General features: G+C 67.7%; 25 protein-coding genes. 3 read left to right on the top strand and 22 right to left on the bottom strand.

The features are described 5' to 3' along the window. Window positions 1-199 precede the first annotated feature (199 nt). The gene (locus tag CIW48_RS23500; protein WP_246695391.1) at window positions 200-745 is read left to right on the top strand and encodes an NUDIX hydrolase; all 546 of its coding nucleotides are present in this window, start codon (window positions 200-202) and stop codon (window positions 743-745) included. Window positions 746-843: 98 nt separating this feature from the next. Further along, window positions 844-993, top strand: coding sequence for a hypothetical protein (locus CIW48_RS33445; RefSeq protein ID WP_173009372.1), 150 nt, complete (start codon window positions 844-846; stop codon window positions 991-993). A 56-nt stretch (window positions 994-1,049) separates the two neighbouring features. Here CIW48_RS33445 and CIW48_RS23495 read toward each other — a convergent pair whose 3' ends face one another. The 17 genes from CIW48_RS23495 to CIW48_RS23415 form a co-directional block, all read right to left on the bottom strand. Continuing rightward, on the bottom strand, window positions 1,050-2,288 hold the full coding sequence (locus tag CIW48_RS23495; RefSeq protein ID WP_246695390.1) for an HAD-IIIA family hydrolase: 1,239 nt from the start codon (window positions 2,286-2,288) through the stop codon (window positions 1,050-1,052). Next, window positions 2,285-2,887 (bottom strand): D-sedoheptulose 7-phosphate isomerase, encoded by a 603-nt coding sequence (locus CIW48_RS23490; protein WP_149312901.1) that lies wholly within the window; start codon window positions 2,885-2,887, stop codon window positions 2,285-2,287. The genes CIW48_RS23495 and CIW48_RS23490 overlap by 4 nt, the downstream gene beginning before the upstream one ends. Before the next feature lie 84 nt (window positions 2,888-2,971). Further along, complete coding sequence (locus CIW48_RS23485; protein ID WP_149312900.1) at window positions 2,972-3,904, bottom strand: NAD(P)-dependent oxidoreductase; 933 nt, start codon at window positions 3,902-3,904, stop codon at window positions 2,972-2,974. A gap of 66 nt (window positions 3,905-3,970) precedes the next feature. Next, entirely contained in the window at window positions 3,971-4,972 is a 1,002-nt protein-coding gene (locus CIW48_RS23480) for a GHMP kinase (RefSeq protein WP_149312899.1), read from the bottom strand. Window positions 4,973-6,246: 1,274 nt separating this feature from the next. Further along, on the bottom strand, window positions 6,247-7,464 hold the full coding sequence (locus CIW48_RS23475; protein WP_149312898.1) for an ABC transporter substrate-binding protein: 1,218 nt from the start codon (window positions 7,462-7,464) through the stop codon (window positions 6,247-6,249). Between the two features lie 221 nt (window positions 7,465-7,685). Then, window positions 7,686-7,982 (bottom strand): YciI family protein, encoded by a 297-nt coding sequence (locus tag CIW48_RS23470; protein WP_149312897.1) that lies wholly within the window; start codon window positions 7,980-7,982, stop codon window positions 7,686-7,688. Between the two features lie 13 nt (window positions 7,983-7,995). Then, complete coding sequence (gene catC, locus CIW48_RS23465) at window positions 7,996-8,280, bottom strand: muconolactone Delta-isomerase (protein ID WP_149312896.1); 285 nt, start codon at window positions 8,278-8,280, stop codon at window positions 7,996-7,998. A 156-nt stretch (window positions 8,281-8,436) separates the two neighbouring features. Continuing rightward, window positions 8,437-10,071, bottom strand: coding sequence for a GMC family oxidoreductase N-terminal domain-containing protein (locus CIW48_RS23460; protein ID WP_149312895.1), 1,635 nt, complete (start codon window positions 10,069-10,071; stop codon window positions 8,437-8,439). Window positions 10,072-10,092: 21 nt separating this feature from the next. Then, entirely contained in the window at window positions 10,093-10,902 is an 810-nt protein-coding gene (locus CIW48_RS23455) for a shikimate dehydrogenase (RefSeq protein WP_173009371.1), read from the bottom strand. Between the two features lie 41 nt (window positions 10,903-10,943). Next, window positions 10,944-11,750, bottom strand: coding sequence for a 3-oxoacyl-ACP reductase FabG (gene fabG / locus CIW48_RS23450; RefSeq protein WP_149312893.1), 807 nt, complete (start codon window positions 11,748-11,750; stop codon window positions 10,944-10,946). Between the two features lies 1 nt (window position 11,751). Continuing rightward, window positions 11,752-12,456: an ABC transporter ATP-binding protein gene (locus tag CIW48_RS23445; RefSeq protein ID WP_149312892.1), complete on the bottom strand. Its 705-nt coding sequence runs from the start codon at window positions 12,454-12,456 to the stop codon at window positions 11,752-11,754. Continuing rightward, window positions 12,443-14,248, bottom strand: a complete 1,806-nt coding sequence (locus CIW48_RS23440) for a branched-chain amino acid ABC transporter ATP-binding protein/permease (RefSeq protein WP_149312891.1) — start codon at window positions 14,246-14,248, stop codon at window positions 12,443-12,445. Before CIW48_RS23440 ends, CIW48_RS23445 begins: the two co-directional genes overlap by 14 nt. 10 nt (window positions 14,249-14,258) lie before the next feature. After that, the gene (locus CIW48_RS23435) at window positions 14,259-15,146 is read right to left on the bottom strand and encodes a branched-chain amino acid ABC transporter permease (protein WP_149312890.1); all 888 of its coding nucleotides are present in this window, start codon (window positions 15,144-15,146) and stop codon (window positions 14,259-14,261) included. Window positions 15,147-15,172: 26 nt separating this feature from the next. Beyond that, window positions 15,173-16,381, bottom strand: coding sequence for an ABC transporter substrate-binding protein (locus CIW48_RS23430; RefSeq protein WP_149312889.1), 1,209 nt, complete (start codon window positions 16,379-16,381; stop codon window positions 15,173-15,175). A 58-nt stretch (window positions 16,382-16,439) separates the two neighbouring features. After that, a complete protein-coding gene (locus CIW48_RS23425) occupies window positions 16,440-18,176 on the bottom strand; it encodes an acetolactate synthase catalytic subunit (protein WP_149312888.1) in 1,737 nt (578 codons plus the stop codon). Next, window positions 18,176-19,192, bottom strand: coding sequence for an NAD(P)H-quinone oxidoreductase (locus tag CIW48_RS23420; RefSeq protein ID WP_091787240.1), 1,017 nt, complete (start codon window positions 19,190-19,192; stop codon window positions 18,176-18,178). The genes CIW48_RS23425 and CIW48_RS23420 overlap by 1 nt, the downstream gene beginning before the upstream one ends. Continuing rightward, the gene (locus CIW48_RS23415; RefSeq protein ID WP_149312887.1) at window positions 19,189-20,247 is read right to left on the bottom strand and encodes an alcohol dehydrogenase catalytic domain-containing protein; all 1,059 of its coding nucleotides are present in this window, start codon (window positions 20,245-20,247) and stop codon (window positions 19,189-19,191) included. Before CIW48_RS23415 ends, CIW48_RS23420 begins: the two co-directional genes overlap by 4 nt. 112 nt (window positions 20,248-20,359) lie before the next feature. Here CIW48_RS23415 and CIW48_RS23410 point away from each other — a divergent pair, with 112 nt between their 5' ends. Then, the gene (locus CIW48_RS23410; protein WP_149312886.1) at window positions 20,360-21,058 is read left to right on the top strand and encodes a GntR family transcriptional regulator; all 699 of its coding nucleotides are present in this window, start codon (window positions 20,360-20,362) and stop codon (window positions 21,056-21,058) included. Window positions 21,059-21,342: 284 nt separating this feature from the next. On the opposite strand, the gene solA is transcribed toward CIW48_RS23410, so the two are convergent. Genes solA through CIW48_RS23385 form a run of 5 tightly spaced genes read right to left on the bottom strand, consistent with a single transcriptional unit; the run spans window position 21,343 to window position 26,333 of the window. Beyond that, the gene (solA, locus tag CIW48_RS23405) at window positions 21,343-22,497 is read right to left on the bottom strand and encodes an N-methyl-L-tryptophan oxidase (RefSeq protein ID WP_149312885.1); all 1,155 of its coding nucleotides are present in this window, start codon (window positions 22,495-22,497) and stop codon (window positions 21,343-21,345) included. A gap of 31 nt (window positions 22,498-22,528) precedes the next feature. Next, window positions 22,529-23,500, bottom strand: a complete 972-nt coding sequence (locus CIW48_RS23400) for a dipeptidase (RefSeq protein WP_149312884.1) — start codon at window positions 23,498-23,500, stop codon at window positions 22,529-22,531. Between the two features lie 11 nt (window positions 23,501-23,511). Continuing rightward, window positions 23,512-24,585, bottom strand: coding sequence for an ABC transporter ATP-binding protein (locus tag CIW48_RS23395; protein ID WP_149312883.1), 1,074 nt, complete (start codon window positions 24,583-24,585; stop codon window positions 23,512-23,514). Between the two features lie 31 nt (window positions 24,586-24,616). Next, a complete protein-coding gene (locus CIW48_RS23390; RefSeq protein ID WP_149312882.1) occupies window positions 24,617-25,423 on the bottom strand; it encodes an ABC transporter permease in 807 nt (268 codons plus the stop codon). Window positions 25,424-25,427: 4 nt separating this feature from the next. Then, window positions 25,428-26,333, bottom strand: a complete 906-nt coding sequence (locus tag CIW48_RS23385) for an ABC transporter permease (protein WP_149312881.1) — start codon at window positions 26,331-26,333, stop codon at window positions 25,428-25,430. Between the last annotated feature and the right edge of the window lies 1 nt (window position 26,334).

Below are 26,334 nucleotides of genomic sequence, written 5' to 3'. Positions count from 1 at the left end.
GACATCCGCGGCGCGAGGCTTTACGACCCCGCGAGGCTTATCGGCTGAGCAAGGGCAGCGCAACGCGCGGTCGCACCTCGATCGAAGTCAGAGCCGAAAGGCGAGACAGTTTTAACATCGCGCATGTCCTTCAGCGGCGAAGATCCACAATGACCGCGGTAGATGATAAAAAATACAAGCCCCGGGTCTGAAGAAAGCTATGATCTCGACTCCGAATTGGACAGTCCGCAAATCCCACCACGTCATGAAGGATCGCTGGCTCGGTCTCCGTGCCGACGATTGCGTGACGTCTTCGGGTCACGTCCTCGATCCCTATTACGTGCTCGAGACCGCGGATATCGCCCTCGTGCTGGGCATCGACGCGGCCGATCACGTCATACTCGTACGCCAATACCGTCACGCCTACGGGGGCCCGAGCCTGGAGCTTCCGGGAGGGGCCATCGACTCCGCCGACCCCGACATCATCGCGGCCGCCGAGCGCGAGATGCGTGAGGAAACCGGCTACATCTTCGCCGATGCCGAGCGCGTGGTCACCCTGAATGCGGATCCGGCCCGCTACGCCAACCGCATGCACCTCATTCGTGCGCGAGTGACCGCGACCGGGCCGGCGCGGCCGGATCCCGGCGAGGACATCACCGTGGTGCGCGTACCGCGGGCCGAGGCCTTACAGCTCGCGCAGTCGGGCTCCATCGTCGGCGCCGTGCACGTCGCCATGATCCTGATCGGCCTTTCCGGCCACGGATGAGGGGCGTCATCGGATTGTGGATCGAGCGATCGAACCGCTGACAAGACCCGCGCGTTCCGCCAATACGATTAATCGTCGGTTAAAGAGCGGATTGAAGCGTGCCCGAGTACGACATCAAGATCGTCGCTCCGCGAGATCGGAAAGCCGCGGACGCGGAAAGCGAGACGTCGCCCAGGCCCAAGCTCGACTGGGATCGCGCCATGCGCGAGGCTGCGGAAGCGGAGCTCTCGATTCAGTCGCACGATTGAGATTGCCGGACGGCGAAGCGCGTCTCGGCGAGGCCCGACACCTCCTGCCGCCCTTCCTAGCCCGTCAGAGCGACCTCTCGCAGGAAGGCGAGCAGATCGTCCGACCTGAAGTGGTGCACGGTGAGCCCCGCCGCGCAGCCGGCGGCGAGATCCGTTTCCTGATCGCCGACCAGGAAGCTGCGGTCGCGGTCGATGTCCCAATGGGCCATCAGGTCGAGGATCATGCCGGGCTCGGGCTTCCGCCATCCGTGGACCGCCCTGTAGGCCTCGACCGTCCCGTCCGGATGATAGGGGCAGTAGCGTAGATCATCGAGATGCGCGCCGGCCTCGCGCAGGTCGTCCTGCATCCAAGACGTCAGGCGGGCGACGTCGGCCTCGGTGTAGAAGCCGCGGGCGACCCCCGCTTGGTTCGTGACGACGAACACGAAGTAGCCGGCATCATTCAGCGCGCGGACGGCGTCGCGCGCGCCCTCCATCCACTGGAACCGGTCCACCGAACCGACATATCCGTGGTCGCGATTGAGAACGCCGTCCCGATCGAGGAAAGCGGCGGGTCTCCTCCGACGGGCCGGGACCTCACCCTGAGCCCGGGCGTAGCTCTCTGGCACGCCGATATCGAGGAAGTAACCGTCGTGGGCCACGCCCACCACGCGGCCCTCGGCGACCAGCGCAGGCAGGACGTCCCGTTCCAGCGAGCAGGCCGGCAGCAGGCCGGTCAGCGCATCGCGACGCACCAGATAGACGCCCGCGTTGACAAGACCGGGACCCGGCTCAGGCGGCCGCTCGAGGAAGGCGGTGATCCGGACGCCGTCGAGGAGAGCGACGCCGTAGCGCGCGGCGTCCGGCACCCGACGGAGCGACAGGACCATCGCTGCCTCGGGATGACGCGCCGCCATAGCGGGCAAGGACAGCAGATTTACGTCGAACCACGAGTCGCCGTTCAGCAGGAGAAAGGTCTCGTCCGCCTCGGGAAGGGCGTGCACGACGGCGCCGCCGGTCCCGGCCTGCTCCGGCTCGATCGAGACCCGCAACGTCATGCCGAAGCGGCGGGCGACCGGGTTGTCGGTGGCGTAGGCGCGGATCTTCTCGCTGTGGAACGAGGCCAATAGCACGACGTCGGTGAAGCTGTGGCGGCCGAGTTCGAACAGCAGGACGTCCAGGAACGGCTCCCCGGCCACGGGCAGCAGCGGCTTGGGCATCGCCGAGGTCAGCGCTCCCAGGCGCGTGCCGAAGCCGCCGCACAGGATCATGGCCTGCCGGACGGGGCGGCCGCTGCTCCTCTTTGTCTCGGTCACAGGCCGCCCTTCACGCTGCCATCCCCGCGGGGGAACAGGTTTTCCTCGACGAGGCCGCAGACGATGTGCGCGGCGGTGATGTGGATCTGCTGGATCAGGGGCGTGACGTCCGACGGCGCGTGCAGGCAGAGATCCGCCCGCTCCGGCATCTGACCACCCGTCTCCCCGGTGAACGCGACGACACGCACGCCTAGCCCCCGGGCCGCGTCCATCGCCTTCAGCACGCTCGGCGAGCGGCCGGAGGTGGAGAGGGCGAGCAGGACATCCCCCGGCCGTCCGAGGGCCAGCACCTGCCGCTCGAACACGTGCTCGTAGCCGTAATCGTTGCCGATCGCGGTGATCACCGAGGTGTCGGTGGTCAACGCCACAGCCGCGGCCGGCGGCCGATCGTAGTTGAGCCGCGAGACGAACTCGCCCGCGATGTGCTGCGCGTCGCCGGCACTGCCGCCGTTGCCGATCGTCAGGAGCTTGCCGCCGCCGCGCAGGGACGCGGTCACGAGATCGGCGATCTCGGCGAGGGCCGTGTGGAAGCGGGAATCGTCGAGAGCGGCCTGGAAGGTGTCACGGGTCTTCGTGAGAAAATCGACGCTCGCGCTCATGATCACCTCGGTCAGTTCCCGCGCCGGCCGACCTGTCGGGCCGCCCGGCGGGGCGATCGCTGCTGGGCTGGGGCCGTTCGCGGTTCAGACGTTGGCGAACCGCGAATTGCGGATCATCCGGAAGCCCTTGATCAGCTCCTTGATGCCCCGGTCCAGATCGAAATCGGGGAACCAGCCGGTCGCCTCCAGCTTCTCGTTGGACACGATGTAGTCGCGCTTGTCCGGATCCTCGCCGATCGGCGCCTCGACGTAGACGAAGTTCGGAACGTGCGCCTTGATGCGCTCGCAGAGTTCCAGCTTCGACAGGTTGGCGCTCGACAGGCCGAGATTGTACGCCTCGCCGCGCATCCGGCCGTAATTGTCCATCGCGTGGATGAAGCCTTTGGCGACGTCGCGGATGTGGATGTAGTTGCGCTTGAAGTGGCCCTCGAAGACCAAGAGCGCCCGGTCGGTCACGGCCCGGTGTGTGAAGTCGTTGACGAGGAGGTCGAGCCGCATGCGCGGCGCCATGCCGAACACCGTCGCGAGCCGCAGGCTGACGCCGCGCCCGCTGTCGAGCACGGCCTTCTCGGCCTCCACCTTGGTGGTGCCATAGAGCGAGATCGGCCGCAGGGGCGATTCCTCGGTGCAGAACTTGCCGGCCTCGCCGACGCCGTAGCCCGAGTTGGTCGTCGGGTAGACGATCCTCTGCTCGCCGCCCGCACGCTGGACCAGGGCGATCACGGCGTCGCGGTTCAGCGTCGTGGCGCCGATCGCGTCCTCCTTGCAGAGGGGGGCACCGACCAGGGCCGCGAGGGGGATGAGCACGTCGTGCTTCGGGATCAGCTCGTCCAGGATGCGCGTGTCGCGCGCGTCACCCTTGATCGGCTCGAACGTGTCGTACTGGCAGGCCGAGAACAAGTCGGGGGCGCCGGACTTGAACGTGTCGAGCACCGTCACGTGGTGCCCGCGCTCCAGAAGCATCGGCACCAGAATCGTCCCGATATAGCCCGCGCCGCCGGTGATCAGAATTCGCATCGTTGCCTCTCGTCGCGATGAGTCATCGGCCCTGTGCGGCCGGGCTGGAGCCTGTGAGGACGCCGCTCAGCGCGTCTGGCGATAGATCAGGGTGGACCCGTCGACATCGATGCCGATCGGAACGACGGACAGCGGCGCGACCCGCCCGATCAGAGCCGGAAGCCGGTCGGGATCGATGAGAGCGAGGAAGAAGCCGCCGCCGCCCGCGCCGCACAGCTTCGCTCCGTAGGCCCCCGACGCGACGATCGCCTCGAACAGATCGTCGAGCACCGCGTTCGAGACCTCACGGGACAGGGTTCGCTTGATGCGCCACGAGGCGGAGAGCATCTCGCCGAGTTGCGTGAGCCAGCCGCTCGTCCCCGCCTCCAGCAGCGAGACGCATTCCTCGACGAGGCGGTAGAGTTCGGACAATTCCTTGTCGATTGCGCGCGCGCGTGTCACGGCGATCTGAGCGGCGACCGTTGTCGTTGCGCGCCGCGCGATGCCTGTATGGACAAGCACCATCGATGCGTTGAGTTGCTGTATGGCCGCGGAACTCATCTGGACGGGCGAGATTCGTATCGCGGAACCGCTGAAATCGAATCGATTGATGCCGCCAAACGCAGCATGAAGCTGGTCCTGGACGCCGACGTTCTCGCGCAAAATCTCGCGCTCGACTTCGATCGCCTTCTTCGACAGCTCGATCTTCGTAGGCTTTTGATTCAATATCGCGTAGATCGTACGCAAGAAGCCAACAGTGAAAGCCGAAGACGATCCGAGCCCGCTTCCAGCCGCCGGCAAGTCGGAGATGATACTCATATCGAGCCTTCGACTCACGTCGAAATGCTTGAGCACCTCTCGAACGACTGGATGTTCTATTTCGTCGATACTGTTACAATGCTCAACGCGCGAATAACTAAGCCTATAATTGTAATCCTGGCAGCCAATCAAATCCAGCGCTGCGATGATGATGTACTTGTCGATCGCGGCGCCAACGACAGCGCCCGGCGCCCGCTCAAAATATTCCGGGTAATCTGTGCCGCCGCCGAACAAGCTAATTCGAAGCGGGGTCCGCGTGACCGTCAGCATAAAAGTATTCCGGGTCTTTCATTTGCATAACACGACCAAAGGCAGCAAACTTGCGACCAAAAGTTTCTTGACCGCCATTCCTAGAAAAGCACGCCTATCATTATCATTTCACCCGCGACAGACATGAGACAACTCCATGCTTGGACGGCGCCATAAGATGCATCTCCGATCAAATTCTACCTTAAAAAAATTTGTTAAACAATGTAGATCTGCTTTCAAATCTTGAACAACGGAGCCGCACAGCTTCGAAGTGCGCTTTTCCGCCGTCGATGATCGACAGCATGGGACTTATGGGCTTCTGTCGGCAGCTGGGGCCGACTCGGACCTTCAGGTGAACGTGCAACGACATCGCCGATCTCGCTATTCGGTCGCGAGGGCCAAGCGGCAAGAGGCCTGAGCTGGAATGAGACCGCGGTTCCGATAGCCTCGCCCCCATCGACAGCCATGGCAGATGCCCACCGCCACATCTCGCCGAGTCGTCTCAACCGAGCACTTGTCGGACTGCTCACATCTGGCGAACTCACAACTTGTTAAAGCCACGGCTTCGGGGGAAACCTCGCAAGCGCAAGTTGCTCGATCATAGTTAAGAGACGGTAAAAATTTTCTGATGTCCTCCGTCCTGATAGGGACGAGGTGGCAGGGAACCATCGTCGGACTACTTTCGGCGTGCAATGGGATTTCAGACCTCCCATACGATCCTAAGTAGTCCCGCCTTGATGCTTCTTGCGATCGCCTACCTGCTAATCGGCAGTGCCATGAGCCGGGAAGGCTGCGCGACGAGTTCAAACGGTGGGTGCTTCATCGTTCCGGACGGCCATACGGCTGAGATTGACCGCTGTAGCCGTCAGCAAGCCAAAGTCTACCTTCGCCAGACACAGATTTCGGCACCGACGCAAACCTATCGCTCGCACCCCGCGAGAGAGCGCGCCCCTAGATGCCGACACGGGGGCGTGACCTGACCGGTATTTTGGACCGAGCCATTTGCCACAAGGACGAGTCGGAGTAGGCAGATGTGCCATGGGCGATGAGAAGCCGAACTCATCGCCCGTGGATGATCGTTTCTCTTTGAAAGATTTTCTGGAATATACGGTCTCTTTTCCACCCAAGCGTGACGTTGGTAAGCGCGCCACAGGCAGCAGATGGCAGCAAGCCGACCGATAGCTCCAGGCGTTCAAGCCGGAGAAACCGGCTCTCCTTACTGCAGCCCAGCTTGTGACCGCGTCACGTACGAACGATTCATCGTCGCAGCTCCCGGTGCATCTCGAAGGTGCGTATCACTCCTTCACCGACTTGCACGTGCTTTCGGAGAGCGGCTGAAATGCTTGCTCACCAGGAATGGTCTTCAGAATTTTATAAAAATCCCACGGTCCATTCGATTCCGCCGGCGCCTTCACTTGGGCGAGATACATGTCGTGCACCATCCTCCCGTCCGGCCGCAGCTTGGCGTTTCGCGCGAAAAAGTCCTGGATCGGCAGCTCGCGCATCTTGGCCATGACCCGCAGGCCGTCGTCGGTCCCGGCGGCTTCCGCCGCTTTGAGGAAATGGAAAACTGCCGAATAGTCTCCGGCTTGCACCATGGTCGGCATCCTGCCGCCCATCCGCTCGCCGAATCGCTTGGCGAAGGCGCGCGTCTGCTCGTCCATGTCCCAGTAGAAGCCCGTCGTCAGGATCATGCCTTGAGCGGCCGGCAATCCGACGGAATAAATGTCGGTCAGAAAGATATTGAGGCCGCCCAACCGCTGCCCGCCCTGAAGAATCCCGAACTCGCTCGCCTGCTTGATGGTGTTGATCGTGTCGGCGCCGGCATTGGCCATGCCGATGATCTTCGCGCCCGACGCCTGTGCCTGCAGCAGGTAGGATGAGAAGTCCGGATTGGGGAAGGGGTGTTTGACCGACCCGAGCACCGTGCCGCCCTTAGCCTTGACGACGCGGGTGACCTGCGCCTCCAGGTCGTGCCCGAAGGTGTAATCGGCCGTGATGAAGAACCACGTGTTCTTCGGATCATCGGCCAGAGCCGAAGCCGTCCCGGCTGCGAGGGCGTAGGTGTCCCAGGTCCAGTGGGCGCCGGTCGGTGAACAGGCGGCGTTGGTCAGCGCCATGGAACCGGCACCGGAGTTGATGTCGATCTTCCCCTTGCTGCGCGCGACCTCGCGCACGGCCAGACCCGCGACCGAGGAATTCGTGTCGAAGATCGCGTCGACCCCTTCGGTATCGAACCAACGGCGTGCGATCGAGGAAGCAATGTCCGCCTTGTTCTGGTGATCGGCGAAGATCAGCTCGACCCTTCGGCCATTGATCGGACGGCCGAAATCCTCCACCGCGAGTTGGGCGGCTGTCACGGATCCTCGGCCGGCGAGATCCGAGTAACCACCGGACATGTCTGTCAGGATGCCGATCTTGATGCCGTCGTCGGCATATTGGGCTGATGCCGGCACGATGGTCAGGGAGCCGGCGGCGAATGCGGCGGCCGCCACCAGGTTACGACGGATCATTTCTTCCTCCCCTGTCTCTTGCTTATGATGTGCGCTCTCCGCTGCCGGAGAGATTGAGTGTCGCCCCGCGTGGCGCTGAACGGCGGCGCGGTCAGGTCGCCGCGCCCCTCGGGATGTTGTGCCTCGGCCGCAGGAGCGGCCGGCGCGCTTCGGCAGGCCGGCCGTCGGCGCGGTGCTGTCACCAAGCGCCATCACCCCATACTGAGGAAGGCCTTTCGCCCTCAGAGATAGCTTCGGCCGTCGAGGTAGGCCTTGCGCCAGCGCCTGATCTCGACGCGCTCGAACAGGCCCACCTTGAAGAACGGGTCCGCCTGGATGAGGGCCTCGGCTTCGGCGCGGGTGTCGACATCGACGACGTACAAGCCGCCGCCAGCATCGCTTCCGTCGTCGTTCAGCTTTGCCCCGCAGGCCAGGAGCCGATCCTTGATCTGGTCGAGATAGACCAGATGCTCCGCGCGGTTCGCTCTGCGCATTTCAAGGCTTCCGGCCTTGTCGAAGGTCTCGATCATGTACGGCATGGGAGATCACCCGTCAGTTGGCTGCGATGGCGGAGGGATGCTGCGCCAGCGGCGTGACGCTCAGCGACATGTACCGGTAGAGCGGCAGCGAAGTCAGGATGTCGTGAAGCTCGTCGTTGCCGGCAACATCGAACACGCTGTAGTTGGCGTACTGTCCGGCGACGCGCCACAGGTGCCGCCACTTGCCCTCATGCTGCAGCGCCTGCGCGTAGGCCTTTTCGTCAGCCTTCAGGCGATCTGCCTCGGCCTTTGGCAGAGTGGCCGGAAGGTTGACCTGCATGTGGACCATGTAGAGCATGTCGGCGATCCTGTGCTGCGGGCGCGTGTGAACGCTTCTGACGTGAGATGGTCTGCCGTGCTCTCTGCCGGCTGAAGACGAGACCGAACTGGAGCCACCGCGGTGCGGACGCGCTGTTCTGCGTCTCCCGGGCGGGCCCGCGATGGAGGGCTCTCCTCAGGCATCGGCGCGGATCAGGTCCGCCGCCTTCTCGGCGATCATGAACACGGCCGCCTGGGTGTTCCCGGAGACGATGCGCGGCATGATCGAGGCGTCCGCCACGCGCAGTCCCGTCACGCCGCGCACGCGCAGGTTCGGATCCGTGACCGACCCGGGATCGCCGCCCATGCGGCACGTGCCGCAGATGTGGTAGATCGTCTGGCCGTCGCGGCGGGCGAAATCGAGCCAATCTGCATCCGTCCGGCAGCCCGGGCCCGGGTTGAGCTCGGCCCCGCGGAAGCGATCCATCGGCGCCTGCTCGACGATGGACCGGGCGATCTTCATTCCGTCGACCATCGCACGGCGGTCCTCCTCAGTGGCGAGGAAGTTCGGGCGGATGGCCGGGGGCTTCAGCGGATCGGGCGAGGCGGCGTGGATCGTGCCGCGCGATTCCGGCCGCAGTTGCGTGACACCGATCGTCATACCGGGCAGGCGATCGAGCTTGCGCTCGGCGGCGTTGGCGTAGCTCGCGTGCATGAAGAAGTACTGCACGTCCGGCCCGTCCAGCCCAGGCCGCGTGCGCACGAAGCCGTGGGCGAGGCCGGTCCCGAGCGACAGGATGCCCCGCCGGGTAGCGAGATAGCGCGCCGCCGCGAGGCCGAGGCGGAGGCCACGGGTCTGCTCGTTCAGCGTCACCGGCAGGCGCACCCGCCAGTTCATGCGCGTGCAGTAATGGTCCATGTAGTCGGCGCCGACGCCCGGGAGAGCTCGTCGCACCGTGACGCCGAGACCGGAGAGGATCGCCGGATCGCCGAGGCCGGATAGTTCCAAAATCTGGGGGGTCTGGGCCGCTCCCGCGGCGAGGATCACCTCCCCGCGGCAACGGTAGAGCCGCTCGCGCCCGCCGATCAGCGCAGCGACGCCGCTCGCCCGCTCCCGGTCGAAAGTCAGCCGCAGGACGTGCGCGTCCGTCACGACGGCGAGGTTGGCGCGTCCCAGCGCCGGTCGCAGATAGGCGTCGGCGGCGCTGACCCGCCGCCCGCGCCGCTGATTGACTTGGTAATAGCCGAAGCCGTCCTGGCTCGCCGCGTTGTAGTCGGGGTTGCGCGGATGTCCGGCCGCTTGTGCGGCGGCGATGAAGGCTTCCGCGATCGCCGGCCGTTCGGCAACTTCGGTGAGCGGCAGCGGGCCGCCGCGGGCGCGTAGCGGATCGGCCGCTCCGTCGTAATCCTCGAGCCTGCGGAAATAGGGCAGCACGTCGGCGAAGCCCCATCCGCGGCACCCGGCCTGAGCCCAGGCGTCGTAATCCTGCGGCTGACCGCGCACGTAGATCATGCCGTTGATCAGCGTCGACCCTCCGAGGCCCTTGCCACGCGGAACCGCGATCACCCGGTCGCCGGTCGCCTCTTCGGGCTCGGTCCGGAAGCGCCAATTGTAGGATGGGTGCTGGAGCAGGCGGCTGAACCCGGCCGGGATCGCGACCCAGGGGCTGCTCGCCCGTCCGCCCGCCTCGAGGAGTAGCACCCGATGTGCCCCGGACTCGGTCAGCCGGTTGGCCAGGACGCAGCCCGCCGTTCCGCCGCCCACGATCACGTAGTCGAAGTCGCCCGCCGCGACGGCATCGGTGTCGGTCGGTTCCAAGGTCTGCGCCACGGTTCGCTCCAAGATCCGGCCTCAGAGTGCGCCCATGTGGCGGGCCATGAGGGCGATCTGGCGCTCCAGCATCGGCAGGCCCTTCTGGATGCGGCAGCCCGCCGCCGACGCCGCGGCGAGCAGCGGCGTCGTCTCCGGATCCATGATCGCCTCGGCGACGAACTGCCCGCCGTGGAGGGCGCTCAGATCGAAGGGTGAGGCGTCCTGCGGGCGCATCCCGAGCGACGTGCCGTTGACGAGGAGGTCGTGCTCCGCCTGGGCGCCCTCGGCGGCGACCGGCAGCGTGGGATAGGCGGTGCGCAGGCGCTCCACCAGCGCCCGGGCGCGGTCGGCGGTGCGGTTCAGGATCGTCAGGCGCGCGACACCCGCCTCGGCGAGCGCGAAGGCGATGGCGCTCGCCGCGCCACCGGCCCCCGCGAGCGCCGCGCTCCGGTCGCGGGGTTCCAGGCCCGAGGCGCGCAGCGCCTCGACGAAGCCGATCCCATCCAGCATCGTGCCGACCATGCGCCCGTCCGCCTCCCGCCGGACACAGTTGACCGCCCCGATCTGCTCGGCCTCGCGGGTGAGCGCGTCGCATAGGTCGGTCATCGCCGTCTTGTGCGGGACCGTGGCGATGAAGCCGCCGAAATTGCGTAGGTGCCTGAGCCCGTCCATCACCACGGCCAAGCCGTCCGCCTTCACGTGCAGCGGGACGAGCACGCCGTCCACGCCGTGGTGGGCGAAGAGCGCCCCCATCACCTCGGGCGCCTTCACGTGGTAGATCGGGTCCGCCAGGATCCCGTAGACCCGGGTCCGGCCGGTAATCCCGGCCGCCGTGAGCGCGCTGTTCATGGCCGTCCTCCCGTCCATCGGCTGTCCTGAGCGGCTCCGGCTCACGTCATGTACAGGCCGCCGGCCACGTCGACGGTCTGTCCGGTGACGAAGCTGGCCTCGGCGGAGGTCAGGTAAAGGGCGAGATCCGCGACCTCCTCGGGAGCGCCGAGGCGGCCCATCGGGGTCAGGCGAATCTGCTCGTCGTTGACGGTGCGGCCCACCGCCCGCACCATCGGGGTCTCGATCCGGCCCGGCGCGATCGCGTTGACGCGGATGCCGAACGGGCCGAGCTCCGCCGCGAGGTGCTTGGTGAGGCCGATCAGCCCGGCCTTCGAGGCCGCGTAGTGGCAGGCGACGATCGGCGAGTGGGTCTTGCCTGCCACCGACGACATGTTGACGATCCAGCCGCGCCCGGCCGCGCGCATCGCGGGCGCCAGCGCCCGGACGGTGTTGAACGCGCCTGTCAGGTTGACCGCGACGACGCGGTTCCACTCGTCCGGATCCATCTCCCAGACCCGGTGGGCCGCGCCGTCGTGCTTGGGCGAGATACCGGCGTTGTTGATGACCGTGTCGAAGGCGCCGCCCATCGGGTCGGCCGCCTCCGACAGGGCGGCCTCGACCGCCGGATAATCGGCGACGTCGAGCCGCATCGGCACGGCGCGACCGCCGGCGGCCTCGATGGCCGCGACCGTCGCCGCGACGTCGTCCGGGTTCACGTCGGCGACGCCGACCAGGGCCGCGCGCGCGCCGAAGCCCTCCGCGATCGCCCGGCCGATCCCGCGGCCGGCGCCGGTGACGAGGACGCGCCGGCCGGCGTGGCTCGCGCGCCGCGCGACCGCGTCCGTATTGGTGTCCCGCTCGGTCATCTCAGATCCCCAGGTAGGCGCGCCGCACGTGGTCGTTGTCGAGCAGGGCCGCGGACGCGTCGGCGAGGACTATCTCGCCGTTCTCCAGCACGTAGCCCCGGTCGGCGACCTGCAGCGTGTGGAACACGTTCTGCTCGACGATCAGCACGGTGGCGCCGGTCTTCGCGATCCGGTCGACGACCGCGAAGACCTGCGCCACCACGATCGGCGCGAGGCCGAGGGAGGGCTCGTCGAACATCAGGAGCTTGGGACGCGCCATCATCCCGCGGGCGATGGCCACCATCTGCTGCTCGCCACCGGACAGGGAGCCGGCATTCTGGTCGAGGCGCTCGCTCACCCGCGGGAACAGGTCGAGCACGTCCGCGAGCGTCTCCGACTGGCGCTCGCGCGCCGCGCGGCGGTAAGCGCCCATCAGCAGATTCTCCCGCACCGTCATCTCGGGGAAGAGCTGGCGCCCCTCCGGGATCAGGGTGACGCCCCGCGCCACCATCTCGTGTCCCGAGAGCCGGGTGACCTCCTCATTCTCGAACAAAATCCGACCGCGCGTCGGCTTCACCAGGCCAGCGATGGTCCGCAGCGTCGTCGTCTTGCCGGCGCCGTTCGCGCCGACGATCGTCACCACCTCGCCGGCGCGCACCTCCAGCGAGACGGCGTGCAGGATGCTGGTCGCGCCGTAGCCGGCATCCACGCGCTCAAGCATGAGCATGGACGAACTCCTTGCCGAGATACGCCTCGATCACGGCGGGGTCGCGCACCACGTCCTGCGGACTGCCCTGGGCAATGATCTGCCCGGAACTGAGGACGATCACCCGGTCGGAGAGCGCCATCACCGCCTGCATGACATGCTCGATGGCGATGATGCTGACGCCGGTATCGCGGATCGACAGCATCAGGTCGATGGCGCGGCGCACGTCGGTCTGATTGATGCCGGCCATCACCTCGTCGAGGAGCAGCACGCGCGGGCGCATCGCCATCACGCGGGCGACCTCGAGCCGCTTGAGGCCGCCGATAGTGAGGCCGCGCGCCTCGCTCCCGAGCCACGGCGCGAGCCCCATCCGCTCGGCGGTCTCGCGCGCGACCGCCCGCGCTTCTCGGACGTCGCGGTGGCGGTGGAAGGCGCCGACCATGATGTTCTCCTCGACCGTCATGGCCGCGAAGGGCTGCACGATCTGGAAGGTGCGGCCGACGCCGAGCATCGCGAAATCCGCCGGCCGGCCCGGCTGGTGCCACGTCCCGTCCGGCGCGCGGACGCTCACCGTTCCGGCATCGGGCTTGAGGAAGCCCGAGATCATGTTGAAGACGGTGGTCTTGCCGGCGCCGTTCGGGCCAATCAGGCCGAGGATCTCGCCCTCCCGAAGCGTGAAGCCGACATCGCTGGTCACGTGCAGGCCGCCGAAGCGCTTCTGCAGCCCCTCGACCCGGATGACGTCCGCGCCGATCGGTGGCCGCTCCGCAGACCGCGGCACGGCCGGAACCGTCCCGGCCTGCGCGCCGCGGCCGCCCGCGCCGGTCCGTGTGAAGCGGGACACGAGACCCATCAGCCCGTTGGGCAGGAACAGGACGACGAGCACCAGCACGAGGCCGTAGACGAGGCCGTGGAGCCCCAGGGCCTTCGCGCCGAGCCAGCCGCGGGCCAGTTCGGTGATCGGCACGAGGAGGAGCGCGCCGAGCAGCGGTCCGAACACCGTGCCGAGCCCGCCGATCAGCGCGAACATCGCGATCTGGATCGACAGGGTCAGCGAGAACATCGCCGCCGGCTCGATGAAGGTCAGGTACATGGCGTGGAAAGTGCCCACCATCGCGGTGAGCGCCCCCGACACCGCCACGGCGATGAGCCGCACGTGCACCGTGCGCACGCCCGCGGCGCGCGCGGCCGATTCCCGCTCGCGGGTGGCGACGAGGTAGAAGCCGATCCGGTGGCTCCGCATCCACCACGCGACCGCCAGTGTCAGCAGGAGGAGCCCGAAGGCGATGGCCAGTGGCGGCCAGCGGTCCCGGAACACCATCCACGTCCAGCCGAACTTCAGCGGGATCATCAGCCCGGTGGCGCCCCCGGTCAGGTCCCGGAAATGCAGTGCCAGAACGCGGAAGACTTCGAGGAAGGCGATCGTCGCCAGCGAGAAGAACGGTCCGTGCAGCCGGAAGCACGGGTAGCTGATCGCGAGTGCCACCAGCACGGCGAGGGCGCCGCCGGCCACCATGCCGATCCACGGGCTGATCCCGGCGCCGACGAGCAGCATGCCGCAATAGGCGCCGAGGCCATAGAAGATGCCGTGGCCGAGGGAGAGCTGGCCGGCGTAGCCGCCGACGATGTTCCAGGCGGTCGCGAGCGCCGCGAAGACGCAGATCGTGATGAAGACGTGGTAGATGAACGGGTTGCCGACCGCGACCGGCACGGCCACCAGGGCCGCGAGAACGAGCGCCAGGGCCGCTGCGCCCCGGCGCGGGAATGCGGATAATCCGGCTGACGGGGCGGCGGGGATCGGGATATCGGTCATCGCGGTCCCCTCACGGCGAGACGTGGGACAGCCGCAGCTGCCGGCCGAAGAGGCCCGAGGGCTTCAGGATCAGGATCGCCAGGAACACGCCGAAGACCGCGACCTCGCGCATGTCGGCGCCGACGTAGAAGCCCGTGACGCTGTCGATCAGGCCGATCAGGATCGCCCCGACGAAGGCGCCGCGGATCGAGCCGAGGCCGCCGAGCACGACGACCACGAAGGCGATCAGCACGAAGTAGGTGCCGCTGTTGGGCGAGGTCGGATAGAGCGGCGCGATCAGCACCGCCGCGACTCCGACGCAGGCCGCGCCGATGCCGAAGGTCAGGGCGTAGATCCGGTTGACGTCGATGCCCATCAGCTCGGCCGCGGCGCGATTCTGGGCGACCGCCCGGATCGCCCGCCCCGTGCGGGTGCGCGCCAGGAACGTCTGCAGCGCCGCCACGAGCACGATGGCCGCGCCAAGGATCACCACCTGCCCGAGCAGGACCCGCACCGGCCCGATCTGGAGCGGCTGGCGGAGGCCCGACGGCGGCGTGTTGGCGATGTCCGCCCCGAAGACGAGAAGGGCGAGATTGATCAGCACCGTCGAGAGGCCGACCGTGGCGAAGATCTGGATGTGATGGTCGCCCGCGGCGAGCAGCGGCTGGATCAGGAACCGCTGGGTCAGCGCACCCAGCAGGAACAGGATCGGCACGACGAGGATCAGGGCGGCGAACGGGTGCAGTCCGAGCCCGGTGACGGCGAGGTAGGTCAGGTACATCCCGACCATCAGGAACTCGCCGTGGGCGAAGTTGACGACCTTCACGATGCCGAAGATCAAGGTCAGCCCGACGCTGACGATCGCGAACAGGCCGCCGAGCATCACCCCGTTGGCGACCACCTGGAGGAAGACGTCCATCCTCGATCTCCCTGACGGCGGTGCGGTTACTTGCGCATCTCCATCGGCGCGACGGCGGCGCTGTCGGGATAGACGGTGACGAGCTTGCCGCCCTGCCACTGCATGCCCATCATCGCGGCGCGCTCGTTCTGATTGTTCTTGCCGAACTTGAGCCCGTAGCCGACCGCGGTGACGCCATCCTTCACGTCGATCCCCTGGGCCGCCTTCACGACGGTGTCGGGCTCGAAGCCCTTCGCCTTGCCGACGGCCTCGAGGATGAGCTTGGCGCCAACGTAGTTGTTGAGCGAGTGCCCGGAGCGCGGGGCGCTGCCGTACTTCTTCTGGTAGGCGGCGACGAAGTTCTCGATCCCCGGCGTGTACCGCGTGTTGACGAGGTACTGGGTGAAGTCGGTGTCGAGCACGCCCTCGATGACCTTGTGGCCGACCGCGTCGGCGGTGGGTTGCATCGAGTATCCGCCGCCGCCGCCGATGATGGCGCCGGGCTTGAAGCCCGCCTCGTTGGCCTGCTGCAGGAACAGCACGGAATCGTTCTGGTAGGAGGTCTGGAGCAGGACGTCGATGCCGCGCCCCTTCAGGTCGAGCACGAGGGAGGACATGTCGACCGTCGAGGCCGGGTAGCCCTGCGCGGTCACGACGTTCAGCTTGGCCTGCGCGGCGAACTTCTTCTGGAAGCCCGCCACCGAGGTGCCGTAGCTCGAATCTTCGTAGATGATGCCGATCTTCAGGTCTTCGGGCTTCTTGCCGAGCCCGGCCGCGACCTTCTTGACGATCATCTCCACCGCGAGCTTGGCCATGTCCTCGGCCGTCGGGTTGGTGCGGTAGAGATATTGCAGCCCGCGCCCGGTGACCTCCTCGGCCACCGCGCCGAGCTCGAAATACGGGATGCCGGACAGCTCGGCCACCTGGCTCGCGGCGATCGAGCGGGCCGACGAGTAGGAGCCGAAGATCGCCGCCACCTTCTCCAGGGAGATGAGGCGGCGCGCCTCGCCGATCGCCTGGTTGTTGTCGACCGCATCGCCGCGGGCGAGCACCACCCTCTGCCCCTGGACGCCACCGGCGGCGTTGATCTCGTCGACTGCGATCTCGACGCCCCGGGCGCTCTCCTCGCCCAGCAGCGCGAGTTGCCCGCTGAAGGGGAAGAGCGCGCCGAACTTCACGTCGGCGGCCCGGGCCGTCGTCTGGACCGCGGCGCCCAGCGTGAGGGCGGCGGCGAGTGCACGCGCCAGAACTCTCATCGTTTCCTCCCGTGTCAGTCGTCGACCCGGCGCTTCGCGCGCCTTCTCGTCGGGTCGGTCATCGGCGTGAGTAGGCGAGGGCGTCCTTGCCCTCGAAGCTGGTGATCGGCGGGTAGGCGCGCTGGTCGGTGATCACGTCGATCACCGAGACGTCGCCGCCGGCGAGGGCGTCGCGCAGCGCCGGCGCGAGATCCTCGGGGCGCTCGACCCGCGTCCCGACGCAGCCGCAGGCGCGCGCGATGGCGGCATGGTCCACCGCCTCGAAATCGCAGACGTCGGTGAAGTCGCCGAACAGGCTCAGCTCCGCGTGCTTCTGGTATCCGAGGATCTGATTGTTCAGGACGACGACGATGACCGGAAGCCGCATACGCCGCGCCGTCTCCAGCTCCGACCAGACATGGCCGAATCCACCGTCGCCGGTCACGCAGATCACGGGCGCGTCCGGGCGGGCGGCCTTGGCGCCGAGGGCGAAGGGCAGGCCCCAGCCGAGACCCGCGATGCCGCGCGGCGTCAGGAAGCGCTGGCCGGCTCTCCGCGCCGTGAGGAAGTTGGCGACCCAGATCGAGGCGTAGCTCGCGTCGGCGACGACGACGGTCTCGGGGGTCGTCGCCGCGTCGATCTCGGCCATGATCCGCTCGGGCCGGATCGGGGCGGCCTCCATGTCGACGAGGCGGGCCATGTCGCCGACCTGGGCCTCCCGGGCGCGGACGATGACGTCGGCGAGGGCCGCGCGGCGGCCTTCCAGTTCCGACAGGTCGCGCTGCCGCAGCGCCTCGGCGAGGGCGGCGAGGGTCAGCTTGGCGTCGCCGACGAGGCGCAGGGCCTCGTAGTTCCGGCCGACCTCGCCCCCGTCGACGTCGAGATGGATGAACCGGGCGCCGGCTGGGTAGAGCGACCAGCTGTCGGTGCCGTTCTGGTTGGTGCGGTTGCCTACGAGGAGGACGACGTCGGCCTCTGTGACGAGCGTGCGCAGGTGGGACGAGCGCGCCCGCGGCGCCATGAAGTAGCCGACGACCCCGACGGAGAGCGGGTCGGTCTCGGCGACGGCGCCCTTGCCCATCACCGTTGTGGCGACCGGCAGTCCGAGGGTCTGTAGGGCGGCGAGTTCAGGATAGGCCCCGGAGGAATGGACGCCGCCGCCCGCGATGACCAGCGGGCGCCGCGCCCCGGCGATCAGGTCCGCGGCCTCCGCGATCCGGGCCGGGTCGGCGAGGGTGCGGTCGAGGGGGTAGGTGCCGAGGCTGGCCGACCGGCGCGGTGCGGCGGCCTCGAAGTCCGGCCGCTCGTCGAGCAGGTCCAGGGGCACCAGCAGCACCGCCGGCCCGGGCCGCCCGGAGGCCGCGGCCGCGAAGGCCATGTCGACGTAGTCGTCGATGCGCTCGGCGACCGCGACCCGGCGGACCCACTTGGCGACGCCCGCGAACAGGGCGAGGTGGTCGAGTTCCTGGAAGGCGTTCCGGTCGGTGAAGTTGCGGTGGACGTCCTGGACGATCGCCACGACCGGAATGGAGGCCTTCAGGGCTTCCGCGAGGCCTGGCACAAGCAGCGTAGCGGCGGGGCCGTTCTGGGCCGCGACCACCGCGACCCGGCCCGAGATCCGCGCGTAGGCGTCGGCCATCGCGGCGCCGGCATTCTCGGTGCGGTAGCCGATCTGGCGGATGCCGTGATGCGGTGCAGCCAGGAACAGGGCCGAGGGGATGCTCTGGCCGAACACGTCGCGGACCCCGTGCCGGTGGAGCGCGGCCGCGAGGGCGTGGGCGCCGGTCATGTTGGCACGCTCGGACATCTCGGACATCAGCGGCTCCCCTGCGCGGCGTCGCCCATCGACAGGACGATCTTCCCGATATGCCGGCCCGCATCCATGCGGGCATGGGCCTCTGCGACCCGGTCGAACGGGAACACGGAATCGATCGAAGGCCGCGCCCGGCCCGCCGCGAGCAGCGGCAGGACGTGCTCGGCGAGGGCGTCGGCGAGGCGCGCCTTCAGGGCGACCGGACGGGCGCGAAGCGTCGAGCCCGTCAGCGTCACGCGCTTCATCAGGAGCGGCTGGAAGTCGATCTCCGTCACCCGCGAGCCCTGCTGGAAGGCGATCTGGGCAATGCGCCCATCGACCGCCACGGCGTCGAGATTGCGGGCGATGTAGGGGCCGCCGACCATGTCGAGGATCACGTCGGGCCCGCGCCCGTCGGTGGCCGCCCGGGAGGCCGCGACGAAATCCTCCCTCCGGTAATCGATGGCGGCGTCCGCGCCGAGCTTGAGGCAGGCCGCACACTTCTCCGGGGAACCCACGGTGACGATCACTCGGGCGCCGCGGGCCTTCGCGAGCAGGATCGCCGTGGTGCCGATGCCCGAGGAGCCGCCGTGAATCAGGAGGCTCTCGCCCGCCTGCAGCCGGGCGCGCTCGAACACGTTGCTCCAGACGGTGAAGTAGGTCTCGGGGATCGCGCCCGCCTCGACCGCCGGTAGGCCGTCCGGCACGGGCAGCGCGACGGCCTCGTCGACGACGGCCCACTCGGCGTAGGCGCCGCTATGGACCAGCGCCATGACCCGGTCCCCGGGCCGGAAGCGCCCCGCGCCGGGCCCGAGCGCCTCCACGACGCCGGCGAGTTCGAGCCCGAGCACCTCCGAGGCGCCGGGCGGCGGCGGGTAGCGGCCCTCGCGCTGCATCACGTCCGGGCGGTTGATGCCCGCGGCCTCGACGCGCACGAGCACCTGACCCTGACCCGGCTCCGGGCGGGGACGCTCGACGATCCGGAGGACCTCCGGACCGCCTTGCCCGGCGGCGATCACGGCTCTCATCCCGATGCTCATCGCTCGCCCCCCCGCGTTTCCGCCGCTTCGGGAAGAAGCAGCACCTTCATGGCTTGCCGGCTGCGCGCCAGATCGAACCCCGCCTGGGCCTCGGCCAGAGGACGTCGATGAGTGATCAGCGCGTCGAGCGTTCCGGCATGGGCGGCGAGAAGCCGGATGGCCTCGTCGAAGGCGCGCGCCGTGGTGTCGTGAGCCGCGCGAAGCTGCTTCTTGCTGCGGACGAAACTGGTCAGGTCGAGGTCAAGGGAGCCGGAATGGATCCCGGCCACCACCAGCACACCGCCGGAACGCAGCGCGGCCAGCCCCTCCACCACCGACCGGGCGGATCCCGTCGCCTCGATCACCCGGTCGGCCTCGCCGCCGAGGGCGTTCCGGATTGCGGCTTCGAGGCTGCCGCTGGTGAGATCAGCCGTCTCACGGATGCCGATCCGGCGGGCAACGTCGAGGCGGGCGGCGTCGTCGAGACCGGCGAGCAGCACGACTGCGCCCCGGAGCTGCGCCACGAAGGCGATGCAGAGGCCGATCGGACCCGGTCCGAGCACCGCCACCCGGTCGCCTGGTCCCACCTCCGCCACGTCCACGGCGTTGACCGCGACCGCGAGCGGCTCAGCCAGGGCAGCGATAGCCAGGGGCATGTCGTCGGGGAGGCGGCGGCAATTCGCGGCGGGAACGACGACCTGTTCGGCGAAGGCTCCGTCAGCGTGCAGGCCGACGATCCGCCGGCTCTGGCAATCCTGCGGCCGGTCGGCGGCGCAGGCCGAGCAGGCGCCGCACGGCACCGTCGGCCAGCAGGTGACCCGGTCGCCGACGGCGAGCGCGGTCACGCCGTCGCCCACCGCCCGGACGATGCCGGCGAACTCGTGGCCGAGGGTGACCGGCATGAAAAGGTTCATGAACCCGTAGCCCGGCGTCCACTCGAAGGCGTGGATGTCGCTGCCGCAGATGCCGGCCGCGGCAACCGCGATGGTCACGCGGCCCGCGCCCGGCTCGGGCGGTGCATCGACATGGACGAGGTCCGCCCCGAAGGCAGCCGTCGCCTTGCGCAACGCAAGCATTTCCGTCCCCTGTCTGCCGCCGAGCCTCGCAGCCCCGCGGCCTGCGACACGGCGTGGACCGTCGACGCAGACTGTAATTTGTTATAACAAGCATCGGGCAAAGGGGAGGAATATGTCAAGCGCCTCGGCGTCAGAGCCAGACACCGGCGAAATCTTGCCGGACTGGGTCCGTCCGATCGTCAAGGAGAGCCTGAGCGAGCGCGCCTATCGCGAGTTGCGGGTCGCGCTGATGCGCGGGCAGCTGCGCCCGGATACGCGCCTGCGTCTGCGCCCGATGTCGGTCCGGTTCGGCATCAGCGCGACGCCCATGCGCGAGGCCCTGCTCAGGCTCGTTGCAGAGAAGGCGCTCGCGCTCGACGCACGCGGGACCGTCGTCGTGCCCCGGCTGACCCTGGATCAGCTCCTAGAGATTCGGGCGATCCGCACCGATCTCGAGGGGCGTGCCGCCGCCGCGGGAGCTGACAGGCGCGCGACCGAGGTCGACGAGTTGGAGGCAATCCACGCGCAGATCTCGCAATGCCACGCGAGCCGCGACTTCGCGCGCGCGGTGAACCTCAACACCGAATTTCATTTGGCGCTTTGCAGGCTCGGTCAGATGCCGATCCTGTACGAAATCGTCGAACTGCTGTGGGTGCGATGCGGCCCGATCCTCTCGCACCTCTATGACGACGGAGTTCCCGATTGGGAGCCCCATCCGCATCGGCGCATCATCGACGCCCTGCGCAGCGGCAACTCGGATGCGGCCCGCGATGCCGTCCGAGAGGATATCGAGCACGGTGGCAGCGGGTTGTTTGCCCATGTCCGCGCCTAGTCCGCGGGGTGACAGGCGGCTCGTCAATTGGGCAGCCACGTCCTCCTTCACGCCTTGCTGGTCCGAAAGCGGACCGGCGCAAATCCACTCATCTGAGACGTTCAGGCGGGCGCTTCGTGGTGGTAAATGCTGGCCGAAAACCGCCGGTGCGCTCATGGGCGCCCATATTAAAAAACAGACGTTGCATCCACGCGATAGCAAACCCACCACCTTGTGGATTGGCGAGTCATGACTAGTATAGTCGGGCCTGAACAGATCCTAGAATCCGGTCACATGGATTTTTTCTAAGTGATTGCATGCAAACGTGGCGTGAAGCGGTCAAGCGCATGCAGGCTAAGGTCGAAGCTTGGTTTCTTACCCGTGGCGAGATCGGCTAGAACCTCACCCACGACGCTGCAAAACTTGTAACCGTGGCCAGAGCAGGGCGAGGCGACGACCACTTGGGGCAGGTCTGGCAGCGTATCGATCACGAAGTGCTCATCCGGTGTGTTTGTGAAGAAGCACGCCCGCATCGCCATCGTCGGACCGTTCGCTTGGGGAAAGTAGCGGCTGACGCAGGGGCGTAGCACCGCCTCGTCCTCGGCGCCGCATTCCCGCGACAAGGTATCAGCACCGCCCGTCTCACCGAGATGGTGCCAGCGGCCGATCTTGAAGCCCGGCACGTGCCAGATCGGAAAGCCGTAGAACTTGCCCTCGTCGACCTCCATGTTGAACACCGGGAAGCACTCCGGTGCGAACAGAGCCGGTTCCCGCGGCTGGAACCAGCCGAGCACTTGCCGTTCGGGCACCGCGACGGTTTTGAGTTGAGGTACGAACTCACCCATCCAAGAGCCTGCCGCGAGGATGAGCCGTCCCGCCTCGTAGGTGCCGCGTGCGGTCTTGACGCGCACGCCCGACGCAGTCGGCTCCCAACTCAGCACCGGCTCCCGCGCCCGAATCTCGGCACCCGCAGTCTGCGCCTGTGTGACGTGCGCGACGATCGCGCGCTCCGCAGAGACGAAGCCACCATCTGGCTGGAGGACGGCACGATGCGTGTCGGGCAGGTTGTAGCCAGGCGCCACACGCCTCAACTCAGCGCCATTGAGCAGTCGATGCGGGAGGTCATGCGTCCGGCAGGCAGCGAGCGAGCCCTCGACCATAGCGCTGCCCTCCGGCCCCGCGTCAATCGAGCCGGTGATGAATAGAAGCTGTTCCCCGAAGCATCCCTCCAATTCCCGCCAGTTCTCGTAGGCGCGGCGCAGCAGTGGCACGTAGGAAGGATCCTCGAAGTAGGCGAGACGGATGATCCGATTGAAGCCGTGCGAGGATCCCATGGCGTGCGGGATGTCGAAGCGCTCGAGTCCCAGCACCCGGACGCCGCGACGGGCCAGATGCCAGCAGGCGGCCGACCCCATGCCGCCGACGCCGAGCACGATGACGTCGTAGGTGTTCGCTGACATCGCGTGGTCTCCTCAATCGCCCGAGACGCGCTTAGGCCCAGACGTCGCCGAGCAGGGCGAGCCAGTTGCCGCCCATGACGCGCTCGATGCGGGGGGCCGGCCAACCGCGCCGCTCCATCGCCGCGGTGAGGTTCGGAAAGTCGCCGATGACGCGGATGCCTTCGGGGTTCAGAACCTCACCGAAATCCGTGAGCTTGCGCCCGTCACCCTTGTCGTGGGTGATGTAGTCGAAGAAGGCCTGCCCGTAGCCCTGCGTGAAGTCGGTGCCGATACCGGCGTTCTCCTCGCCGACGAGATCGATCACGTACGCGATGGCGTCGAGATAGTCCTCGATCGTCGAGGCCGCGCCCCGGGCCAGGAACGGCGGGAACATCGTCACTCCGACGAAGCCGCCTCGCTCGGCGATGAAGCGCAGCTGCGCGTCCGTCTTGTTGCGCGGGTGATCCTTCAGGGCGGCGGGCAGGCAGTGGGAATAGGCGACGCGCCGCTTCGAGGCGCGGATCGCGTCCTCGCTGGTCTTCGGCCCGACATGCGAGAGGTCGCAAAGGATGCCGAGCCGGTCCATCTCGGCCAGTACGTCATGGCCGAAATCGGACAGCCCGCCGTCGCGCGTCTCGTAGCAGCCCGAACCGACGAGGTTCTGGGTGTTGTAGGTGAGCTGGACGATGCGCAGTCCGAGGGCGTGGAATAGCTCCAGGTACTCGATGCGATCCTCGATCGCGCTGGTGTTCTGCCAGCCGTGGATGATGCCGGTGCGGCGCTCCGCCTTCGCGCGGTGGATGTCGGCGACACTGTGGATCGGGGTGATCAGGTCGGCGTGCTCGCGAAACCAGCGTCGCCAGCGGGCCATCGTCCGCATGGTCGTGGCGAAATCCTCCCAGACGCTGCAGGTGCAGTTGGCGGCTGTGATGCCGCCGCGGCGCATGTCCGCGAAGACCTCGGGCCCGAAATCGGAGACGATCAGCCCGTCGATCACGATCAGGTCGTCGTGCCTCGTGGTCATGGTGCGTCCTCTCAGAGTTCGACGGGGACGAAGTGGCAGGCGTCCGGTGGAACGGCGACGTGAACACGCGCGCCGGGTTCGAGCATGACCGGTCCGCCGGTTGCAGGGGTCGCCCGGCGCGCCGTCAGGCACAAGCCAGACGTGGTTCGCAGCCGGTACTCGACCGAGAGACCCCGGTAGGTCGCCGCCTCGATCTCGGCGTCCAACATGTCGGGCTCCGTGTCCGCGCCGGGGGAGGAGATCCGGACCCGCTCGGGACGGATCGCGAGGACCGTCGTCCCCCGGCCGGCGACCGCACCCGGGACGCGGATCGCGTTGCCGTCGGCGAGCCGGAACAGGCCCGGTCCCTCGACCGTCCCAGGTAGGAGGTTCGTCACCCCCATGAACTCCGCCACGAAGCGCGAGCGCGGCGCGCCGAACACCGCCTCCGGGCTTCCGTCCTGCTCGATCCGCCCAGCGCGCATAACGACGATGCGGTCGGCGATCGAGAGCGCCTCGTCCTGATCGTGCGTGACGAAGATCGTGGTGATGCCCATCGCCTTCTGGATCTGGCGGATCTCGAGCTTCATCTCCCCGCGCAGTTGCGCGTCGAGGTTGGAGAGCGGCTCGTCGAGGAGCAGCACAGAGGGCTCGATCACCAGGGCTCGGGCGAGAGAGACCCGCTGCTGTTGGCCGCCGGAGAGCTGCTTGGGCAACCGATCCGACATCGCGGACAGGCGCACCCGGTCGAGCGCCCGGGCGACGCGGGACGCGATCTCGGCTCGGGGCAGGCGACGCATCTCCAGGCCGAAGGCGACGTTCTGGGCGACGCTCATGTGCGGAAACAGGGCATAGCTCTGGAAGCCGAAGCCAATGTTGCGCTTGGCCGGCGGCAGACGGGTCACGTCACGCCCCCCGATCAAAATGCTGCCGGCATCCGTCTCGACGAACCCGCCGACCATCCGCAGCGTCGTGGTCTTGCCGCAGCCCGAGGGGCCGAGCAGGGCGACGAGCTGGCCCTCGGGCACATCGAGGGTGATGTCGTCCACGGCTGTGAACCCGCCATAGCGCTTGATCAGGGAACGCAGTGCGACCGTTGTCGACATGGTCCGTTCTCCGGGCTGTCGGGTGGCAGTATCAAAAGGCCTGCGCGAGACGTGCGTAGCGGTCGCTGACGAGGAGCGCCGCACCGACGATCAGGATCTGGACGGTGGCGACCGCCGCGACCGTCCCGTCGAGGTTCCATTCGAGATAGTTGACGAGGGCGATCTGCAGGGTCGTCCGGCCCGGACCGACGAGGAAGATCGACTTCTCCAGATCGATGAACGAAATCACGAAGGAGAACAGGGCCGCCGCGACGATGGCGGGCCGGATTGCTGGAAGGGTCACGCGCCGCAGCACGGTGAGTGGGCCGGCGCCGAGGCTCGCAGCAGCCTCCTCGATCGCCCGGTCAGCCGAGGCGAGCGAGGCGCTGACCAGCCGGATGGTCCAGGGCAGCGCGATCAAGGTGTGCGCCACGAGCAAGCCGCCGATCGTGCCGGCCACCTGGATGTCGAGGAGCGCCTCCACCTCGATGAAGGCGATGAACAGGGCGGCTCCGCCGACGATGCCCGGCACCACCATCGGTGCGAGCAGCAGAGCCTGGACGGCATCGCGGCCGGGGAAGCGGCCGCGCACCAGGCCGAGGCTCGCCGGCACGCCCAGAGCGAGGCTCGCCGCCGTGGCGAACAGCGCCGTCTGCACGCTGGTGATGAAGCCGTCCCGGAAGGCGTCCGTGTCGAGGGCCCGCGCGTACCAGTCGAGGGTATAGCCGTTCGCCGGGAAGGCGAGAATGCGGTTAGCGAAGAACGACACCCAGACGATGACCACCAGGGGTAGCACGATGAAGGCGAGGACTGTGCCCGAGATGGCGCCGTAGGTCCGGCGGATGCCTGCACGCGACATGGCCCTACTCCGACCAGCGCCGGTAGCGGCGCTGTACGAGGACGTTGGCGGTGGTCGTCAGCACGAGGGTGACAGTCATCAGCACGAAGGCGAGGGCTGCACCGAAGGGCCAGTTCATAGCCTTAGCCACCTGCTGGTAGACCTCGGGCGCCATCATGTGGAACTGTGGGCCGCCGATCAGCACCGGCGTGGCGTAGGCGTTCATCGACAGGATGAAACAGAGCATCGTGCCGGCGAGCAGCCCGGGCAGCGCGAGCGGCAGCACGACCCGCCGCAGGATCGTGAGGTGCCCGGCGCCCAGACTCTCGGCCGCCTCCTCGAGGACCGGATCGATCCGCTCGATCACGCTCTGCAGCGTCACGATCATGAAGGGCAGCGTCACCGAGACGAGACCGATCACCACGGCAGTGGGGGTGTACATCAGCCGGGGTGGAGTGAGCCCCACCGCGGAGACCAGAGCGGCGAGAAGGCCCTTGTCGCCGAGGATGACCATCCAGGCAGCGGTGCGGACCGCGTTGCCCATGAGGAGCGGGAGAATGATGAGGATCAGGAGCCTCGACTTCCAGCGCGATCCGACCTGCCGCACCAGCGCGTAGGCGACGGGAAATCCGAGCGCGAGGCAGATCAGCGTCGAGAGGGCCGCCACCCATAGGGTCGTCAGCAGGACGTCTCGATAGAAGGCGTCGTGCAGGAACTTGGCGTAGTTGGCGAGGGTGAACCCCTCAACCATCAGCTCGCCCGGCACGAACCGGTTGAAGCTGTAGCGAAACATTAGAGCGAGCGGCCCGAGAAGAGCTATGACGACCAGCAGCGTCCCCGGCAGGACACCGCCGATGACTCGGGGAATCCGCGGCCGGCCCCGGGGCGCGAAGTCGGGCGCCAGGACCTCCGGGTGTGCGAGGGTAGCCATC

The organism is Methylobacterium sp. P1-11 (assembly GCF_008329595.1).
Classification (GTDB): domain Bacteria; phylum Pseudomonadota; class Alphaproteobacteria; order Rhizobiales; family Beijerinckiaceae; genus Methylobacterium.
The sequence above is the reverse complement of the archived record's forward strand: the minus strand, read 5'-3'. Positions and strand labels throughout refer to the sequence as shown.

Coding starts and splice junctions, on each gene's coding strand:
- CIW48_RS23500 (WP_246695391.1), top strand. CDS start 200: ATGATCTCGACTCCGAATTGGACAGTCCGCAAATCCCACCACGTCATG.
- CIW48_RS23490 (WP_149312901.1), bottom strand. CDS start 2,887: ATGAGCGCGAGCGTCGATTTTCTCACGAAGACCCGTGACACCTTCCAG.
- CIW48_RS23485 (WP_149312900.1), bottom strand. CDS start 3,904: ATGCGAATTCTGATCACCGGCGGCGCGGGCTATATCGGGACGATTCTG.
- CIW48_RS23480 (WP_149312899.1), bottom strand. CDS start 4,972: ATGCTGACGGTCACGCGGACCCCGCTTCGAATTAGCTTGTTCGGCGGC.
- CIW48_RS23475 (WP_149312898.1), bottom strand. CDS start 7,464: ATGATCCGTCGTAACCTGGTGGCGGCCGCCGCATTCGCCGCCGGCTCC.
- CIW48_RS23470 (WP_149312897.1), bottom strand. CDS start 7,982: ATGCCGTACATGATCGAGACCTTCGACAAGGCCGGAAGCCTTGAAATG.
- catC (WP_149312896.1), bottom strand. CDS start 8,280: ATGCTCTACATGGTCCACATGCAGGTCAACCTTCCGGCCACTCTGCCA.
- CIW48_RS23455 (WP_173009371.1), bottom strand. CDS start 10,902: ATGAACAGCGCGCTCACGGCGGCCGGGATTACCGGCCGGACCCGGGTC.
- fabG (WP_149312893.1), bottom strand. CDS start 11,750: ATGACCGAGCGGGACACCAATACGGACGCGGTCGCGCGGCGCGCGAGC.
- CIW48_RS23445 (WP_149312892.1), bottom strand. CDS start 12,456: ATGCTCATGCTTGAGCGCGTGGATGCCGGCTACGGCGCGACCAGCATC.
- CIW48_RS23440 (WP_149312891.1), bottom strand. CDS start 14,248: ATGACCGATATCCCGATCCCCGCCGCCCCGTCAGCCGGATTATCCGCA.
- CIW48_RS23435 (WP_149312890.1), bottom strand. CDS start 15,146: ATGGACGTCTTCCTCCAGGTGGTCGCCAACGGGGTGATGCTCGGCGGC.
- CIW48_RS23430 (WP_149312889.1), bottom strand. CDS start 16,381: ATGAGAGTTCTGGCGCGTGCACTCGCCGCCGCCCTCACGCTGGGCGCC.
- CIW48_RS23425 (WP_149312888.1), bottom strand. CDS start 18,176: ATGTCCGAGATGTCCGAGCGTGCCAACATGACCGGCGCCCACGCCCTC.
- CIW48_RS23420 (WP_091787240.1), bottom strand. CDS start 19,192: ATGAGCATCGGGATGAGAGCCGTGATCGCCGCCGGGCAAGGCGGTCCG.
- CIW48_RS23415 (WP_149312887.1), bottom strand. CDS start 20,247: ATGCTTGCGTTGCGCAAGGCGACGGCTGCCTTCGGGGCGGACCTCGTC.
- CIW48_RS23410 (WP_149312886.1), top strand. CDS start 20,360: ATGTCAAGCGCCTCGGCGTCAGAGCCAGACACCGGCGAAATCTTGCCG.
- solA (WP_149312885.1), bottom strand. CDS start 22,497: ATGTCAGCGAACACCTACGACGTCATCGTGCTCGGCGTCGGCGGCATG.
- CIW48_RS23400 (WP_149312884.1), bottom strand. CDS start 23,500: ATGACCACGAGGCACGACGACCTGATCGTGATCGACGGGCTGATCGTC.
- CIW48_RS23395 (WP_149312883.1), bottom strand. CDS start 24,585: ATGTCGACAACGGTCGCACTGCGTTCCCTGATCAAGCGCTATGGCGGG.
- CIW48_RS23390 (WP_149312882.1), bottom strand. CDS start 25,423: ATGTCGCGTGCAGGCATCCGCCGGACCTACGGCGCCATCTCGGGCACA.
- CIW48_RS23385 (WP_149312881.1), bottom strand. CDS start 26,333: ATGGCTACCCTCGCACACCCGGAGGTCCTGGCGCCCGACTTCGCGCCC.